The organism is Methanolobus tindarius DSM 2278, from assembly GCF_000504205.1.
Classification (GTDB): domain Archaea; phylum Halobacteriota; class Methanosarcinia; order Methanosarcinales; family Methanosarcinaceae; genus Methanolobus; species Methanolobus tindarius.
The window spans coordinates 2333652-2349449 of the sequence record NZ_AZAJ01000001.1 but is presented as its reverse complement, the minus strand read 5'-3'; the positions used below and the strand labels follow the sequence as shown (position 1 = coordinate 2349449).

At 41.5% G+C, this 15798-nt stretch carries 15 protein-coding genes; 8 read left to right on the top strand and 7 right to left on the bottom strand.

The window, feature by feature from the left end; genetic code table 11:
• The first annotated feature begins 52 nt into the window (after window positions 1-52).
• The 4 genes from METTI_RS11325 (at window position 53) to METTI_RS11310 (ending at window position 4104) form a co-directional block, all read left to right on the top strand.
• Window positions 53-2032, top strand: coding sequence for a DUF460 domain-containing protein (locus METTI_RS11325; RefSeq protein ID WP_023845955.1), 1980 nt, complete (start codon window positions 53-55; stop codon window positions 2030-2032).
• Window positions 2029-2631: a molybdenum cofactor guanylyltransferase gene (gene mobA / locus METTI_RS11320; protein ID WP_023845954.1), complete on the top strand. Its 603-nt coding sequence runs from the start codon at window positions 2029-2031 to the stop codon at window positions 2629-2631. The genes METTI_RS11325 and mobA overlap by 4 nt, the downstream gene beginning before the upstream one ends.
• 57 nt (window positions 2632-2688) lie before the next feature.
• Window positions 2689-3222 (top strand): hypothetical protein, encoded by a 534-nt coding sequence (locus METTI_RS11315; RefSeq protein WP_023845953.1) that lies wholly within the window; start codon window positions 2689-2691, stop codon window positions 3220-3222.
• Between the two features lie 234 nt (window positions 3223-3456).
• Window positions 3457-4104, top strand: coding sequence for a tetratricopeptide repeat protein (locus METTI_RS11310; protein ID WP_023845952.1), 648 nt, complete (start codon window positions 3457-3459; stop codon window positions 4102-4104).
• Between the two features lie 26 nt (window positions 4105-4130).
• Here METTI_RS11310 and METTI_RS11305 read toward each other — a convergent pair whose 3' ends face one another.
• The 5 genes from METTI_RS11305 to METTI_RS11285 form a co-directional block, all read right to left on the bottom strand.
• Window positions 4131-5369: an MBL fold metallo-hydrolase gene (locus tag METTI_RS11305; protein ID WP_023845951.1), complete on the bottom strand. Its 1239-nt coding sequence runs from the start codon at window positions 5367-5369 to the stop codon at window positions 4131-4133.
• 27 nt (window positions 5370-5396) lie between these two features.
• Complete coding sequence (locus tag METTI_RS11300; RefSeq protein ID WP_023845950.1) at window positions 5397-7640, bottom strand: DNA topoisomerase I; 2244 nt, start codon at window positions 7638-7640, stop codon at window positions 5397-5399.
• Between the two features lie 322 nt (window positions 7641-7962).
• Window positions 7963-8460: a ferritin-like domain-containing protein gene (locus METTI_RS11295; RefSeq protein ID WP_023845949.1), complete on the bottom strand. Its 498-nt coding sequence runs from the start codon at window positions 8458-8460 to the stop codon at window positions 7963-7965.
• Window positions 8461-8497: 37 nt separating this feature from the next.
• Window positions 8498-9172 carry a peroxiredoxin gene (locus METTI_RS11290; RefSeq protein ID WP_023845948.1) on the bottom strand — a complete coding sequence of 225 codons (675 nt, stop codon included), beginning with the start codon at window positions 9170-9172 and terminating at the stop codon, window positions 8498-8500.
• Between the two features lies 1 nt (window position 9173).
• Window positions 9174-9569 carry a Fur family transcriptional regulator gene (locus METTI_RS11285; protein ID WP_023845947.1) on the bottom strand — a complete coding sequence of 132 codons (396 nt, stop codon included), beginning with the start codon at window positions 9567-9569 and terminating at the stop codon, window positions 9174-9176.
• A 254-nt stretch (window positions 9570-9823) separates the two neighbouring features.
• Between METTI_RS11285 and xth the strand changes: the two genes are divergently transcribed.
• On the top strand, window positions 9824-10597 hold the full coding sequence (gene xth, locus METTI_RS11280; RefSeq protein WP_023845946.1) for an exodeoxyribonuclease III: 774 nt from the start codon (window positions 9824-9826) through the stop codon (window positions 10595-10597).
• A 23-nt stretch (window positions 10598-10620) separates the two neighbouring features.
• On the opposite strand, the gene METTI_RS11275 is transcribed toward xth, so the two are convergent.
• The gene (locus METTI_RS11275; protein ID WP_023845945.1) at window positions 10621-11079 is read right to left on the bottom strand and encodes a TIGR00725 family protein; all 459 of its coding nucleotides are present in this window, start codon (window positions 11077-11079) and stop codon (window positions 10621-10623) included.
• A 38-nt stretch (window positions 11080-11117) separates the two neighbouring features.
• Window positions 11118-11639, bottom strand: coding sequence for a DUF367 family protein (locus METTI_RS11270; RefSeq protein ID WP_023845944.1), 522 nt, complete (start codon window positions 11637-11639; stop codon window positions 11118-11120).
• Window positions 11640-11819: 180 nt separating this feature from the next.
• Here METTI_RS11270 and minD point away from each other — a divergent pair, with 180 nt between their 5' ends.
• From minD to METTI_RS11255, 3 genes are all read left to right on the top strand, one after another.
• Window positions 11820-12614 carry a cell division ATPase MinD gene (gene minD / locus METTI_RS11265; RefSeq protein WP_023845943.1) on the top strand — a complete coding sequence of 265 codons (795 nt, stop codon included), beginning with the start codon at window positions 11820-11822 and terminating at the stop codon, window positions 12612-12614.
• Between the two features lie 83 nt (window positions 12615-12697).
• Window positions 12698-14881 carry a type II/IV secretion system ATPase subunit gene (locus METTI_RS11260; RefSeq protein ID WP_023845942.1) on the top strand — a complete coding sequence of 728 codons (2184 nt, stop codon included), beginning with the start codon at window positions 12698-12700 and terminating at the stop codon, window positions 14879-14881.
• Window positions 14874-15797: a type II secretion system F family protein gene (locus METTI_RS11255; protein ID WP_048135410.1), complete on the top strand. Its 924-nt coding sequence runs from the start codon at window positions 14874-14876 to the stop codon at window positions 15795-15797. The genes METTI_RS11260 and METTI_RS11255 overlap by 8 nt, the downstream gene beginning before the upstream one ends.
• Window position 15798 lies beyond the last annotated feature (1 nt).

The following is a 15798-nucleotide window of genomic DNA, read 5'->3' as shown; positions in this document are numbered from 1 at the left end:
AAAAGTGCCAGTGGTCATTGATATATCTAAGTAGCAACATAAAATAAATTGTATGCAAAACGGGGTAATATACGGTATTGACATAGCCAGGGGTTCCTCCAGAGCACAGGAAGCTCCCCGATATGCCGTTGCCGTACTCAGGGACGGGGAAATAAGCCATTACACCATGGTCAGGCTTCACAGGATACTGCGGATGTTGAACAATGACAGGCCTGATTACATTGCAGTAGATAACATTTTTGAGCTTGCCCCGAACAAAAAAGCACTTATTCATTTACTTGAAAAGCTCCCTGATAACACCCGGCTTGTGCAGGTTACAGGTGGAATCCACCAGAAACCACTACTAAGACTTGCACAGGAACACGGACTTTCCCTGAACCAGTTCGATCCGATACAGGAAGCTGAAACCTGCGCCATACTTGCAAGTCTTGGTGTGGGCGAAGAAGTTTCCCTTTTTGAAGATATTACACGCATTAAAGTCAGTCGTGCCCGTTCCCTTGGGAGAGGAGGCTGGAGTCAGAACCGCTATCGAAGAAAGGTTCATGGAGCTGTCAGGGAAAAAAGCAGGGAAATAGAGAGCATCCTGCGTAAATTTTCCAGGGACACCGGATACAGGTACACCGAACGCATTACCGAAGGTTTTGGTGGGTATGTAAGGGCAGAATTTACAGTAAAAGCGCGTCGTGACAGGGTTCCCGTAAAACCATCTTCAAATGCCGATGTGCAGGTCACTGTCAAAAGTGTGGAACGAGACAAGATACAATACATACCCCTGAAGAAAGCAGGAAGGAAGTATACCATAGTTGGTATTGACCCCGGGACAACTGTGGGAATTGCAATTCTTTCACTTGTCGGGGAACTTTTACTCTCTGAGAGTATTCGTGGAATCTCACATGATGAAGTTGTCAGGATGATAGCCGAATACGGAAAACCTGCCATCGTTGCCACAGATGTTTACCCAACACCTTCGGCCGTTGAAAAGGTACGCCGCAGTTTCAATGCAGTGATATGGAGTCCGGGGGGAGAAATAAGAGCTGAAGACAAGATAGCCCTTGCAAGGACATATGGTTATTCCAACGACCATGAACGTGATTCACTTACAGCGGCAATTGCAACCTATAAATCTTACAAGAATGTCTTTTCCAGGGTTGAGAAAAGAGCACCTAAATATCTCAATATGGATAGCATCAAGTTCCATGTTATTAACGGAGATTCAATAGAGGAAGCTATTGAAAAAGTAGCTTCTGAATCTAAAATCCAGGTTCGTGTTAAACCGGAACCCGAACCTGTAAAGGAAGAACTTACAGATACAGATGAACTTGTGAAGAAGTTACGTGAGGAAATCCGGCAGAAGAATTCGCAGATAAAACAACTCAAAGACTATGTTTCTGAAATCAAGTATGAATCCGGGCAAAAAGAAAAAACAATAGAGAAACTTGAGATGCGTATCAATAAATTCAAGACTTCCATTTACAAGCAGGTAAAGAAGGAAAGGGAGATACAGATAAGGGATACTGAAATTGAGCGTCTCAATAAGGAACTTGCAAAAACCCGCAAGAATCTGAAAAACCAGCGCAGGCAGAACAAACGTCTGAAGCAGATACGAAAAAAGGAAGTTAAAGGCGAAGGACTTCCTGTTAAAGTCATATCTGCTTTTACAAGGGAAGCTATACAGCATACGAAAGAACTCTATGGAATCAAAGAGAATGATGTTGTTTTCCTCAAAGACCCAAGCGGCGGCGGACCAGTAACTGCATCACTGCTTGCCGAATCAAAAGTAAAAGCTGTGCTGATTACCGAGGATATGCCACATGCTGCGCTTGAATCATTTTATGATAACGATGTGCCGGTGCTGAAAGATATCCAGCTACACCGTGTGGGAGACCTGGCTTCAGTGGATCCTGATATTCTTGACGAAGCAATTGAACTCTGGAAAGAAGGAGCTGAAAAGCGCCGCAATGAAAAAGAGCAGGAACAATTCCAGTCCATTCTTGATGAATACAGAAGTGAACGCAGAAGAGGTCTTGTATGATACGTTCATCACTTTTGCTTGCAGGCGGACTAGGTACCCGGATGAATGGCAGGGAAAAAGCCCTGATGATGCTTGAAGACAGCACTCTGCTGGAGCGATCACTTTCGGTTCTTGATGATGTATCAGATGAAGTAATTATTTCACTGCGCGATGAACAGCAGGTTCAGGAATTCTCACCTTATTTGCAGGGAAGAAAGATAGTTACAGACAGGATAAGAAATGCCGGGCCTCTTGCAGGAATGCTATCCGGTTTTGAAAGAGCAGAAGGCGACTATGTTTTTACTGTTGCATGTGACATGCCATATCTTAATATGGCGCTCATTGACATAATGTTCGATATGGTAGGCGAGCATGAGGCACTCATACCTATTAGCGAATATGGTAGAAAAGAACCGCTGCATGCAGTGTATAAAAGAGATGTTATGCTTGGAGCAATTGAAAGTGCTCTTGAGGAAGGCAGTAGAAGCATACTGTCCCCGGTGTCATTTCTTGATGATGTGATTTATCTTGATGCCGAAGTGATAAGGACAATAGACAAAGAATTTAAGAGTTTTGTAAACGTTAATACACCGCAGGATATGCTGAAACTGGAAAGATGATCCCATTCAAGTAATCTGGTTGACTACGGGTCTGATGTTCCGGCAGGATGTGTCAGAGTGATAGATAATAATATTGTTATTGAAAAAGCTATCAGAAGAATTGCTGATGAATATGGTGTTGATATTAAAACAGTAGAAAGTGCCATTAATACATCGGAAGTTCCTCTAAACCTTGAAAAACTTGTCAGTGAAGGAATTTTCTGCTTCAGGGGACCGAGTGAGGACGTAAAATACGGTAACGCAGCCCTGTGCCTTTCTAACAAAATACTGGCCAATGCAGGTGTTGCTAAGATATTAATTCCTTTAATCTGTGACCGAATACGCAATTGGGACCATGAAAATATTGAAGTTCTGCTATCTGACCTGCAAAAGGTAATCACCATCATGGAGCTTAATCCTGATGAATATCCCGGTCTTCAGAAGTGTAGTATTGACCCGAATGACCTTCCTGGTGAAAAAATACCTGATGACATCAAAGATAAATGTGATGTGTGGGCAATGGATAAAAAAGGTATGTGCCTTGTGGGAATTGACGCCAACAAATTAATGCATATTGACGAAATTCGCAAGGCTGCACCTGGTTGCTCATAATATGATAAGATAGAATAAACTACTTACAGTTTATACTTCGTATGCATATTACGTTATTTTTTTATTATTTTGTTAATATATACCTCCATTAAGTCCGAATAATTTCGATAACTTAATTAATATGTTATGCACATTAAGGAAAAGTAAGAAAAGACGGCAGATTGCCGTAAACATGATATTATGTTAGTGTGCTATAATTAGTTCATAATTAGTGTTCTGGAGTTGGTTGGTTGAATGGATTCTGATACCCCGGAGGAATGGTTCAAATTAGCGTTTGATGCTGAAGATCCGGAAGAAAAAATAGAGTATTTTTCACTTATCCTTGGTCATGATGATCTGGATCCTGAATTATGGAGTAATGAAGCGCTTGCGCTGGTCTGGAATAATAAAGGTATAGCTCTTTCTTTTCTTGGACTTTATGAAGAAGCCCTTGAGTGCTTCAAGATGTCAGTCCGCCTTAACAAAAGTGATGTTGATGTCTGGTGCAACATGGGAGTCATTCTTTTCAACACCGGCAACCATGAAGCTGCGATTAAATGTTATAACCGTATTCTAAGACTTGACCCAACAAATGAGAATGCATGGGTCAACAAAGGTGACATTCTGGGAGTGATGGGAAGACACAACGAAGCCATTGAGTGTTACAGCAAAGTCCACAAGGAAATTGAGCTTGACAATAAGTTTGCAGTTGTGTGGAATAAAAAAGGTCTTGCCTATTTTGGTCTTGGAAAATATGAAGATGCAGTTGACTGTTTTAACAGGGTTCTTAAGATAGACCCTGAACATATAGATGCAATCGAAAATATGAAAGCTGCAATGTTAAAAGCAAAACAGATTAACGAGGAAATAAACTATAACATTCCCCGTGCCTGTAAAGAGTAATATTTTGATTCATTCTTATTTATGAATTATACAGTAAACCGTTCACCTATCTCAGGAGCATAAGCTTTCACACCAATTTCTTCGGAAATCCAGTCTGCAAATCCTTCGCAGTTGTCGCCATGCATGGTAAACACATGCTCAGTTCCCCGGTCACAGAAATCTTTTACCATTTCCTTAAGCTCTTTATCACCGGAGTGAGCAGAGAAATCATATTGCTCAATCTTCGGTTTCAGATGCTGTATAACTCCGTCATTATCAATGATGCCAGTATCCAGAGCCATTCTGCCATTGGTGCCTTCTACCTGATAACCGGTAAGTATTATCTTTGATTTTGGATCCTTGTACTTCTTTTTGAGATAATACAGCACAGGACCACCATTCAGCATTCCGGCTGTTGTGACAATAACAGATGATTCAAGACGGACTGAATCCCTTTTTCTTCCGGAAACTGTTGTTGCATTATCAAATGCTTTCTTAAGATGTGTTGGATTCCTGATATAATCCATATGTTTTGACATTACCTTGTACGCATGAACTCCCATGCCATCAACATAAGCCCTGATACCATGAGCATCCAGAAGCATCAGTATTTCCTGTGTTCTGCCAATTGCAAACGCAGGAACAATAACTGTTCCACCTATATCCAGAGTATCCATTACAGAATCTATGAACTGGCTTTCAACTTCCCTGCGAGGCGGGTGTTCATCGCCAAAATAGGTGCTTTCCGTAATAAGAACATCCGTATCCGGAAATTCTACTGCACCGGAAACAAGTCTTGTATCAGAAGTATTGATATCACCTGTATAGAACAGACTCTTATCTTCTTTATCTTTCAGGAATATAGAAGCTGCACCGGGTATGTGCCCGGCATCGAAGAGCTCAGCATCATATCCGTGTGTATGGAATGGTACACCGGTATCGACCTGTTTGGTTCTGTGGGCAAACCTTGTAAGATCAATTGAATCAAAAGCAGGCATCTCGCCTTCCCTTTCAGCTATCCTTAAGGTATCCTGAGCCAGCATATTTGAAAGATCAAAAGTAGGCGGAGTCATAAAAATATCAGGATCAAGATCCATCAGATTTGGAACTGCACCGGAATGGTCAATATGTGCATGTGATAAAAGAACTGCTTCTGGTCTTGATCCGTTTAATGGATACTTGACATGTTCCCCCGGAGAAACTCCGTAGTCCATCATTATTTTTTCATCAACCAGGACTGCCGATCTTCCGACTTCTCTGCATGCACCCTTAAATTCCAGTTCCATTTTACCCGTCTCCTTTCAGGCAATCCTTCAGATAACATCAGATTGCCATGTTTTAATTTTCTTAACAGGTATACTTGTAGCTTTTGCAAGTTCCAGCGCATCAGCTTCACATAGTTCATCTACACTGCAAACACCGGCATCCACAAGTTTCTCTTCGGTGACCTTACCAATTCCCGATATATCCTTAAGTGTTTTTGGCTTTTCCTTATCAGGAGATGCTTCCTTTTGTTTTTTCTTCTCCTCTTCCTGTGTTTTCTGCCATTCTATGAAATTGCACTCAGGACAGCCAAGGTTCCATGGTCTTTTACCGGCATTGATGATGCGTATGTGGTACAGGCCATGATCCTCACATAATTTATCAGTGACAATAACCTGCCCCATTTTTGGAAGTGGCAGTGAGAATGTACAATCCGGATAACCTTCACATCCGATGAAGCGTCCTCCTCGCTTTGACCTCATTACCATAAGATTAGAGCCGCATTCGGAACATGTACCTATAATCTTGTCTTCACGGAGACCTGCACGGAGTGACTCGGTAATGTCATCCTTGTTCTTTTCAAGATCAACAAATACTCCTTCAAGCATTTCCCTGGACTCGTTCAGGACATCATCTTCAGGAATTCCGCCTTCAGCTATTCTGTCCATGTCAGCTTCAAGTTTGCTGGTCATATCGGGCTTGGATATAGTCGGTGCGAACTTTTCAAGCGCATCCACAACCGCAACAGCAGTTTTGGTAGGTTGCAACGGGTTTCCATGTACATAAGCCCTTGAGTAAAGCTTACTGATAATATCGTGACGTGTAGCCTTTGTTCCTAGACCAAGTTCTTCCATTATCTTGATCAGACGGCCCTGTCCGTATCTTCCGGGAGGCTGGGTTTCCTTTGCCTCAACATCGACCTTGATAACCGAATGAACATCACCCTCTTCCATTTTTGGAAGAAGCCTGTCCTCAGGTGCATTGTAATGATAGTACCATCGCCATCCGGGCTCAACAAGTCGTGCACCGTTAGCTTTGAATTCTTCACCCTGAATATCATATTTTGACCTGATTGTTTCCCATATTGCCGGGTCAGCAAAGGTTGCAAAGAAACGCCTGACAACCATTTCGTAAAGTTTCCATTCCTGCTCGTTCATCTCGGACTTCTTTGCAAGGGATGCAGGGAAGATTGGTGGGTGGTCTGTGGTCTCTTTCTTACCTTTTGTAGGAACAAGTTCTTTCTTTTCAAGAAGCTTTAAGGCATACTGCTTGAATGTACCTGTTTTGAATATCTCAATCTGTGCACGCAGGTCAAGACTTTCAGGATAAACAGTGTTGTCTGTCCTTGGATATGAAATGAAACCGTTAGTGTAAAGGGTTTCAGCAATTCTCATTGCATTGGCAGCTGTAAAACCAATTGAACTTGCAGCGCCGATAAATTCAGTAGTGTTAAATGGAGTTGGTGGCTTGTCTGTCTTTTCAGACGTTTTGATCTCAGATACCCGGGCATCATCGCCAATAGATATCTTTTCCATTGCCGCATCAACTTCTGCCTTTTCCCAGAATCTTTTGGTGCGGTGTTCTACCTTGAATTCCTCACCGCTTTTGCTCTTAAGCATTGCTGAGAGTTCCCAGTATGGTTTTGGAATAAAAGCCTCCCTTTCTTTTTCACGCTCAACAATAAGAGCAAGTGTAGGAGACTGAACCCTACCAACCGACAGGAACATCTTACCCAGACGCCCGGCTGCAAGTGAAATATAACGAGTGAGCGATGCACCCCAAACAAGATCAATAACCTGTCTGGAATGACCGGCATCTGCAAGGTTGAAATCTACATTAGTAGGATTGGAAAATGCATCATCGATGGCTTTAGGAGTGATTGCACTGTAGTGAACACGATCAAAAACCACATTTTCATTTACCTGTTTAATGATATCAAGGGCTTCAGCACCAATAAGTTCTCCTTCCCTGTCGTAGTCAGTTGCAATGGTGACCTTTGTAGCTTCCTTTCCCAGTTTCTTAAGTGCTGATACAATCTTTACCTGGGTTGAAGCTGTAATTATTTCTGCCCCGATGAGTTCATTTGCCTCAACTTTCTGCCAGTTATTATATGCCTTGGGGAAATCAAGTTTCACAATATGGCCACTCAGGCCTATGAATATTTTTTTCCCCTCTTCAGATTCATATTCATAAGTGTCTACACCACTTACACGAACCTGTTTCACTTTCTGTGGTGCCAGGATTGCGGCTATTCTTTTTGCTGCAATGTGCTTTTCTGCTATGATGAGATGCATGTTATCTCCGTGAGTCTTGAAATATTGTGATAGTACAAGTGATAGAATGTTTATTTGAACTGTTACTTTCGAGATAAAATCTTTATTTTTACAGTGTTATTTAATGATTAAATCTAACAAACATTCTTCTAAATATATCTATCGCAAATACATAACAAATAATATAACAATGCATTTTCAGAAAAGCAGCTTCAACAGAGGCTGTTGAAAAAACAAAAATATGTGTAGACCCACACAGTTAAAACAAAAATAAGATAGATGAAACATTTCCCGCTCTTAGCAAGGAGCAGGAAATGCCCAATCCTTTCCACCACAAAGAAGTTTAGTCCCTTCTTTGCATAAGTTCGATATCTTCCATAACTGCCTGCAGATCGTCCTCGTGCTCGATCTCATCGGTGAGTATCTGTAACACGATTTCGTAGGTAACAGGGTCTTTATCCTTGACTTTCTCAAGAATGTTGCTGTAGACCTGAATTGCACACTGTTCTCCCTTGATATTCTGCTCAAGGATTTTCTTTACGAATGAATCCTCAGGAGCTTCATATCCACAGTTTGTTATTTCGTACCATTCCTGTGGGGAGAGTACAGGAGTTCCTCCAAGCTGGACTATCCTGTTGGACACCATGTCTGCATGGCGCAGTTCATCGTTTGCATGCTCTATAAGTTCAGCTGTTGCAGCTTCTCTCATAGGACCCTTAATGACTTTTGCACCAATCCAGTACTGGTAGTATGCTAACCACTCGTCTGCAAGTGCTTTGTTCAGTAAGTCGATCAGTTCATTGACATCTAACCCTAATATTTCTACTCCTTTCGTTCCCATGATAGGTCACCTATGGATAATATCGTTTAGTATCTATTTAAGACTGCTTCTTCAGGCACATGAACCAATCAAGGCAGTACTTGCCTTCTTCTTCGGTTTCAACCCTTTCCTTTGCTGATCCGCATGATCCTGGTGGTGGGATGATTACGTCATCTCCTGGCTGCCAGTTTGCAGGGGTTGCAATGTTTTCTGCATCGGACTTCTGCATTGCAATGAGCAGCCTCTTGATCTCATCCATGTTCCTACCGTTGGACAATGGATAGTAGAGGATTGCCCTGATTGTTGCCTTTGGGTCCATGATGAAAACTGCTCTTACAGCCTGTGTTGTGGAGGCATTTGGCTGTACCATACCGAATTTCTTTGCAACTTCCATCTTAAGGTCTGCAATAACAGGGAATGTAACTTCAACATCCTTCATTCCTCTGTACTCAATCTTCTCTTTGATTGTGCGCAGCCATGCAATGTGAGCGTAAATACTGTCAATTGACAGTCCGATAAGTTCTGTGTTAAGTGCTTTGAAGTCTTCCTGCATTGTTGAGAAAGTCATAAACTCAGTTGTACATACAGGTGTAAAGTCTGCAGGGTGACTGAAGAGAATTACCCACTTACCCTTGTAGTCTTTAGGGAAGTTAATTTCTCCGGCGGTTGTCTCTGCTTTAAAGTTTGGTGCTGCGTCTCCGATGAGTGGCATTGTTACTATTTCTTCTTCCATATTACTCCATCTCCATACATTTCTTACAAATTCCGTAAAAGTTAGTGTCTGCTGATTCAATTTTAAAGTCGTCAATCTTTTCTGCTATTTTCATAGCATATTCGCTAAGTTCATCTGACTGGTAGTCTGTAATTTCTCCGCATTCGATGCATATCGTGTGGTGGTGAGGCACCAGATTCGCTTCGAACCTTGAAACCCCCTTGACATTCACCTCCTTAATCAATCCCTTTTCAGCAAGGAACTTCAGGTTATTGTAAACTGTAGCTTTGCTGATACGTGTCAGTTTTTGCCTTACTCCCTCATAGACATCATCTACAGTTGGATGACCATCAAATTCCTTGAGGAAATCCAGGATCTCAATCCGCTGGTTTGTATACTTGATGTCTGCCTTTTTCATGTTTGAACACTTTCCGCTTTTTCAGGATTCTAACATATCTTATGTAAGAACAGATTCTAAATAAGAATTATTATTATTTAAGCTTTTTTCCTATTTAGTATTTTGACCTATGTAGAAATATATATCAAAATATATTCAACTAAAAACAGACAGTAAATAAGGATTTATCTTCTTTGAGCAAGTTACTTAACAGATAATCAGCAGATTAATAGCAAATAATTAGAAAATAAACATCAAAATCCCGGAGATATAATATGAGTAAGATCAGGATAATTTCATGGAATGTAAATGGCATAAGGGCGGTTCATAAGAAAGGTTTCCTTGACTGGTTCAATGAAGAGAAGCCTGATATACTCTGTATTCAGGAAACAAAAGCTCGCAAGGAACAGCTTCCGGCAGAACTTCTGGAAACTGAAGGCTATTATAATTATTTTGCCTCTGCTGAGAAAAAAGGCTACAGTGGAGTTGCCCTTTACACCAATAAAGAACCTGTGGACATTAAATGCGGCTTTGGAATTGAAAAGTTCGACAGCGAAGGACGCACACAAATTGCAGACTTCGGGGATTTTGTGCTCTTTAATATATACTTCCCAAACGGCAAGGCATCAGACGAAAGACTTGCGTACAAAATGGAATTTTACGATGCATTCCTTGAATATGCCAACACCCTCAAGTCAAAAGGCAAAAGCATAATCGTATGCGGTGATGTGAACACTGCACACAAGGAAATAGACCTTGCCCGCCCAAAAGACAATGAAACTGTTTCTGGATTCCTGCCTGAAGAACGCGCATGGATTGATAAACTACTTGATAACGGTTATGTGGATACGTTCAGGATGTTCAACGAGGAACCTGAAAACTATACCTGGTGGAGTATGAGGACAAGAGCCAGGGAAAGAAACGTTGGCTGGAGAATCGATTATTTCTTTGCAAGTGATAATCTGAAAGATAATATCAAAGATGCGTTCATACTGCCGGAAGTAATGGGTTCAGACCATTGCCCGATAGGAATTGATGTTGAATTCTGATTTAAATTCCAGAATCATAAAAACTAGTGCTTTTCATTGATGCTGTCCAGGGCAATCCTGACAGCATCCTCAGGACTACCTGCTTTGACTGTACCTTCAATTTCCCATTTTGAATTCAGGGTCACCACTGTTTTACCCATCTTTAGCGAATGTGCAATCTCAGAAAGTGTACCATATTCGCCGCCTATGGCTATAAGAACATCGGCAGAGCGTGCAATAATTACATTCCTTGCATGTCCCATTTCAGTAACAATAACAATGTCGATGTAAGGATTAGCACTCTTTCGGCTCTCACCCGGAAGAAGACCAACAGTTGTGCCGGACTTATTTTTAGCGCCTCTTGCGGAAGCTTCCATAACGCCGCCAAGTCCGCCGCACAAAAGAAGTGCACCGTTTCTGGCAATCTCAGCACCTGTTTCTTCAGCCAGAATTTCCAGTTCCCTGTCACACGAACCCGCACCAATTACACCTATCTGTATCATTGAACACCAATCCTGAATTCACCCATATACACTTATTTTCACATATATTCACTCTGTATTCTTAAAACATCTTTACTGTCCTTTGCCTGAGAATATTCTTCCAGAGGCTCATGGTTAAGTTCCAGAAAAGTGTGCCCCCAGTTAAACTTGGACATTATTTTCTCTGCCTGCTGCTTGTTTCCAAGGATGTAAAGGGCTGCTGCAAATGCTTCCACTGATGTCAGTTTGAATGGCCTTCCGAAATTTACCGGATTTGCAGCCACAAGGAAAGGCAAAGCCCGGTGTTCCAGTCTCATCCTGAGAAGTTTTGGAAATACTCTCTCCACCTCTTCCCAGGAGCAATCAAGCACAGTAATGCCTTTATTGGAACTGTCTTCAGGTGACAGGGCTTTCTCAGCCATTGGATCCAGCAAAATTGACCTTGGAGGAATTCTCTCAATCTTCTCTGAAAGATTCACAAGTCCGAATTTCGCCATTTTCTTTCCGGTGCACTTTTTGGGATCACACTGTTTTGCATGATAAAGAAAGAGTTTAATGTCTTTTTCATCAGGATGGTTCATGTGAGAAAAAGCGTCATGATGCTATAAATTATTGATCTGTAAATAATTTAACACAAAAATAATATAGATATGTATTTATATTTATATGTTGTATTTAGTGATGGTTATACAATATATTCATAAACAGGATTGATCGCATTTGAATGGTACAGCAACTGCGATCATCAATCGAGGCATTTTATGACAGCAACAATTTTCACAATCGTCTCAGGGAAGGGTGGTGCAGGCACAAGCACTGCTGCTATAAATCTTGGTGCCGCTCTGGCAGGGTTCGCAAAAAAAACTCTGATCATCGATGCTGATGTAGGAATGCCCACCATTGGGCTGATGTTGGGACTTAAAACTTCAAAAGGAACTATTCACGAAGTACTTGCAGGCAAAGTAGAGCTTAACGAAGCCATCTATGATGGACCAAATAATATGCATATTCTACCGGGAAGCATTTCACTTCAGGGTTTTGTGAATGCAAATACAGAGATTCTCGGTGACATTGTGGAGAGTGTCAAAGAAAAATACGATTACATAATCATTGACTCTCCGACTGGAATTAACAAGAATTCCCTGCTGGCAATTTCTCTTGCAGATGAAATAATACAGCTCGTAAACCCGGACATTGCATCCCTTGCCGGTGCAATGAAGATCAAAGCTATTTCTGACAATATGGGCAAACAATTCAGGGGATTAGTTCTTAACAGGACAGGTATTACCCAGAACGAGATTAGTTCTGAAAGGATAGAAACTGCCCTTGGACTAAAGATACTGGCAACATTACCGGAAGAGAAGAATGTGAAGAATTCACTGGCATTCAAAGCTCCTATTATCGTGAAATATCCGGCATCACAGGTAAGTGTGAACTTCAACCGCCTGGCTGCTGAAATTGCAGGTATTAAAGTATCAGCAGAAGAACTGGCTCAAGTAGAGCCTGAAAAGAAAAAGAAAGGAAGAAAGTTCTCCCTTGCAAAAAATAAGAATTAATCCGGGTGTGAATATGGATATAATGCCGGAAAAGATTGTTCAGATAATTAATGGGATGACTATTATTACTGGGGTTGGTAATTTTGAGTTTAAATAATAATCCTGATGATCGGACTGAAACAAAAGAGAACGAAGAGGAGATTGATGCGTCTGTTCAGACTGAAACAGAATCTTCTGAAGTTGAAGATTTCCTGCGGGAAATTGAATCAAATTCAAATTCCAGGTCATCTGCAGAGAACACAGAAGATGATATTTTACTGAATGAGATTCCTGTTGAAGGACCAGTAGAAGACGTAATACTGGAAGACAGCATAACCAATGAGTTTGATGAACCTGAAACTGAAGAGATTTCCCTTGAAGAGGAAACAATTGACACAAAAACAGGATTATCGGATGCTTCCACACATGAAACTGTTGCAGTAGAACTACAGGAAGAGGAGACAGAGTCTCTGGCGGTAGATGAAGATGATGTTATAGGTGAGCTTGCGGACCTTATTCTCCCTGATGCAGAACCGGTAAATATTGATGACCTGAAAAGCAAGATCGATGATGTTTACATCCCTTCATTCAAAGATACTATTGAAGAAGACAGGGATTCGTTCTGGAAAGACACTGTTTCTGAGATATATAAAGAAGAAGCTATCGAAGAAGATATGTTTATAGAAGAGGAAAAAAGATCTTCTATTTTTGATCGTGTTTCCAAAATATTCTCATCAAAAAAATCACTCATTGAACCTTATAATGTTGTGGAACACGGACCAATAGTAGACCTTACAATGCCTGAGGACAGTCCTTTCAGGGAAGTTGAACTGTATGAAGTAAACCCGCTCTATGCATATGTAAGAATTGCCTATGACCCGGAATCCCATGAATACCAGTACCAGGCAATTGAACCTGTACTCTCAGACAAAGAGCAGGAACTGCTTGAAACTATCAAACTTAAGTTCATTGAAACACTGGACGTTAACCTCAAGGAAATTTCCCGCAAAAATGCCGAAGAATACCTGAGAGACAATGTTGCAAAATACCTGCAGGAATTTAAGATAGCCATCTCACCGAGAAAACGTGAGAGAATAATGTACCACATCGTCCGTGACTATGTCGGATACGGAGAAATCGATGTGCTCATGAGAGACCCGAACCTGGAAGATATTTCCTGTGACGGACCTAACACTCCTGTGTATATTTATCATAAAGAATACAACTCAATTCCAAGTGACATTGAGTTCCCATCCGATGAAGTTCTGGATTCTTTTGCAATCAGGATAGCACAGATTTGTGGTCGGCACATTTCAATTGCAAACCCATTGCTTGATGCTACAATGCCTGATGGTTCACGTATCCAGATGACACTGGGACGTGAAATTACAACCCGTGGAAGTACATTCACCATCAGGAGATTCAAGGATAATCCGATAACTCCTGCTAATCTTATAGAATATCATACATTCTCAACCGCCATGATGGCTTACATGTGGCTGGCTGTGGATTCGAGTAAAAGTCTGGTATTTGCCGGAGGAACCGCTTCCGGTAAAACAACTGCCATGAATGCGGTTTCACTTTTCATCCAGCCGGAAATGAAAATCGTTTCCATTGAAGATACAAGGGAACTGAACCTTTCACATCCTAACTGGATCCCCGGTGTTACCAGACAGGCATTTGCCGGTGAGGATAAAGGTTCCATTGAAATGTACGAGCTCCTCAGGGCATCCCTCAGGCAAAGACCTGAATACATTCTTGTGGGTGAAGTCCGAGGTGCTGAAGCCTATGTACTTTTCCAGGCAATGTCCACAGGACACACTACATTCTCAACAATGCACGCTGATTCCGTACAATCAGTAGTACACAGACTGGAAAATCCACCTATCAATGTTCCAAGAATAATGATCCAGGCACTTGACCTCGTAGCTATCCAGATACAGGTAAAGGTTGGCGATGAACGTGTCAGAAGATGCAAGAGTCTCACGGAAATAGTAGGTGTTGACCCAAGAACCGGTGAACTGCTTACAAATGATGTTTTCGTCTGGGATGCTGCACGCGATATGTTCCAGTACTCCGGACGTTCTTACATTATTGAAAGTGTAATGGAAAACCGCGGATGGAGTGAAGAGAAAGTTCGTGACGAGCTAAAACGGCGACAGGACATTCTTGAATGGGCGCGTGAGAAAAAGGTCACTCACTTCAGGGACTTTGCCAAGATTGTCGTAGGCTATAACCGTGAACCGGAAATGATAATGAAACTTGTAAGGCAGGAATTGTATGGCTAATCCGTATTTTATCTTTGCTTACAATCTATTTGGAAAATACTATGAGAAAAAGAGGGTTGATTTTTTCGGCCTGCGTCATAGTCTCCTAAAGAACAGAGTAGATATGGCTTATGATGTGTACATGTCAGGTGCACTTCTAAGTTCCATACTGTCAGCATTTGTGGCATTACTTGGTGTTTCTTTCCTTTTTCTCATATTTGGTGTGCCTGAGGTAAGGCCTACCAGGATAATGTTCCCCGGATGGATGGCACCATATCTTCAGTACAAATCCATTGTACTGGGTGTGTTTTTCGGAATTTTATTCACAGTTCTTGTGTTTGTAATTGTTTACAAATTGTTCCTTGTTTATCCATCTATCATGGCTGGTGACAGGAAAAGGAGAATTGACAGCATGCTTCCGTATGCTGTGAACTATATGTCAGCTATGTCTGGTGCCGGAGTTCTTCCGGTTGATCTTTTCAGGTCACTGGCAAACAACGAAATCTATGGAGAGATGTCAGTTGAATGCAGGTACCTTGTACGTGACCTTGAAATTCTGGGTCATGACCTTGTAACGGCCATGAAAAATCTTTCTGTTACGACACCATCAACTGCATTGCAGGATTTCCTGCAGGGTGCTATCACGGTAGTAACCTCTGGGGGACAGCTTGAACCATACTTTGAGATTAAGACTGAGCAATACATTTTGGAAAACAGGCAAAACCAGAAAGAATTCCTGGAAACCCTTGGTCTTCTGGGAGAAACTTATGTAACAGCTTTTGTTGCAGGTCCGCTTTTCCTTGTAGTTGTTATTTCCATTATGTCCATTATGGGAAATGCACAGCTTGTATTCCTTTATGTGATAATCTACGCACTGATACCAATTGGTAGTTTAATGTACGTTGTTCTTATCAGCACCCTGACTCCGGAGGCCTAAA

Bases quoted from the DNA above. Each gene is read 5' to 3' on its own strand.
- xth (WP_023845946.1), top strand. From the start codon at position 9,824: ATGAGTAAGATCAGGATAATTTCATGGAATGTAAATGGCATAAGGGCG.
- METTI_RS11290 (WP_023845948.1), bottom strand. From the start codon at position 9,172: ATGGAAGAAGAAATAGTAACAATGCCACTCATCGGAGACGCAGCACCA.
- METTI_RS11325 (WP_023845955.1), top strand. From the start codon at position 53: ATGCAAAACGGGGTAATATACGGTATTGACATAGCCAGGGGTTCCTCC.
- METTI_RS11295 (WP_023845949.1), bottom strand. From the start codon at position 8,460: ATGGGAACGAAAGGAGTAGAAATATTAGGGTTAGATGTCAATGAACTG.
- minD (WP_023845943.1), top strand. From the start codon at position 11,820: ATGACAGCAACAATTTTCACAATCGTCTCAGGGAAGGGTGGTGCAGGC.
- METTI_RS11270 (WP_023845944.1), bottom strand. From the start codon at position 11,639: ATGAACCATCCTGATGAAAAAGACATTAAACTCTTTCTTTATCATGCA.
- METTI_RS11285 (WP_023845947.1), bottom strand. From the start codon at position 9,569: ATGAAAAAGGCAGACATCAAGTATACAAACCAGCGGATTGAGATCCTG.
- METTI_RS11275 (WP_023845945.1), bottom strand. From the start codon at position 11,079: ATGATACAGATAGGTGTAATTGGTGCGGGTTCGTGTGACAGGGAACTG.
- mobA (WP_023845954.1), top strand. From the start codon at position 2,029: ATGATACGTTCATCACTTTTGCTTGCAGGCGGACTAGGTACCCGGATG.
- METTI_RS11300 (WP_023845950.1), bottom strand. From the start codon at position 7,640: ATGCATCTCATCATAGCAGAAAAGCACATTGCAGCAAAAAGAATAGCC.
- METTI_RS11310 (WP_023845952.1), top strand. From the start codon at position 3,457: ATGGATTCTGATACCCCGGAGGAATGGTTCAAATTAGCGTTTGATGCT.
- METTI_RS11255 (WP_048135410.1), top strand. From the start codon at position 14,874: ATGGCTAATCCGTATTTTATCTTTGCTTACAATCTATTTGGAAAATAC.
- METTI_RS11305 (WP_023845951.1), bottom strand. From the start codon at position 5,369: ATGGAACTGGAATTTAAGGGTGCATGCAGAGAAGTCGGAAGATCGGCA.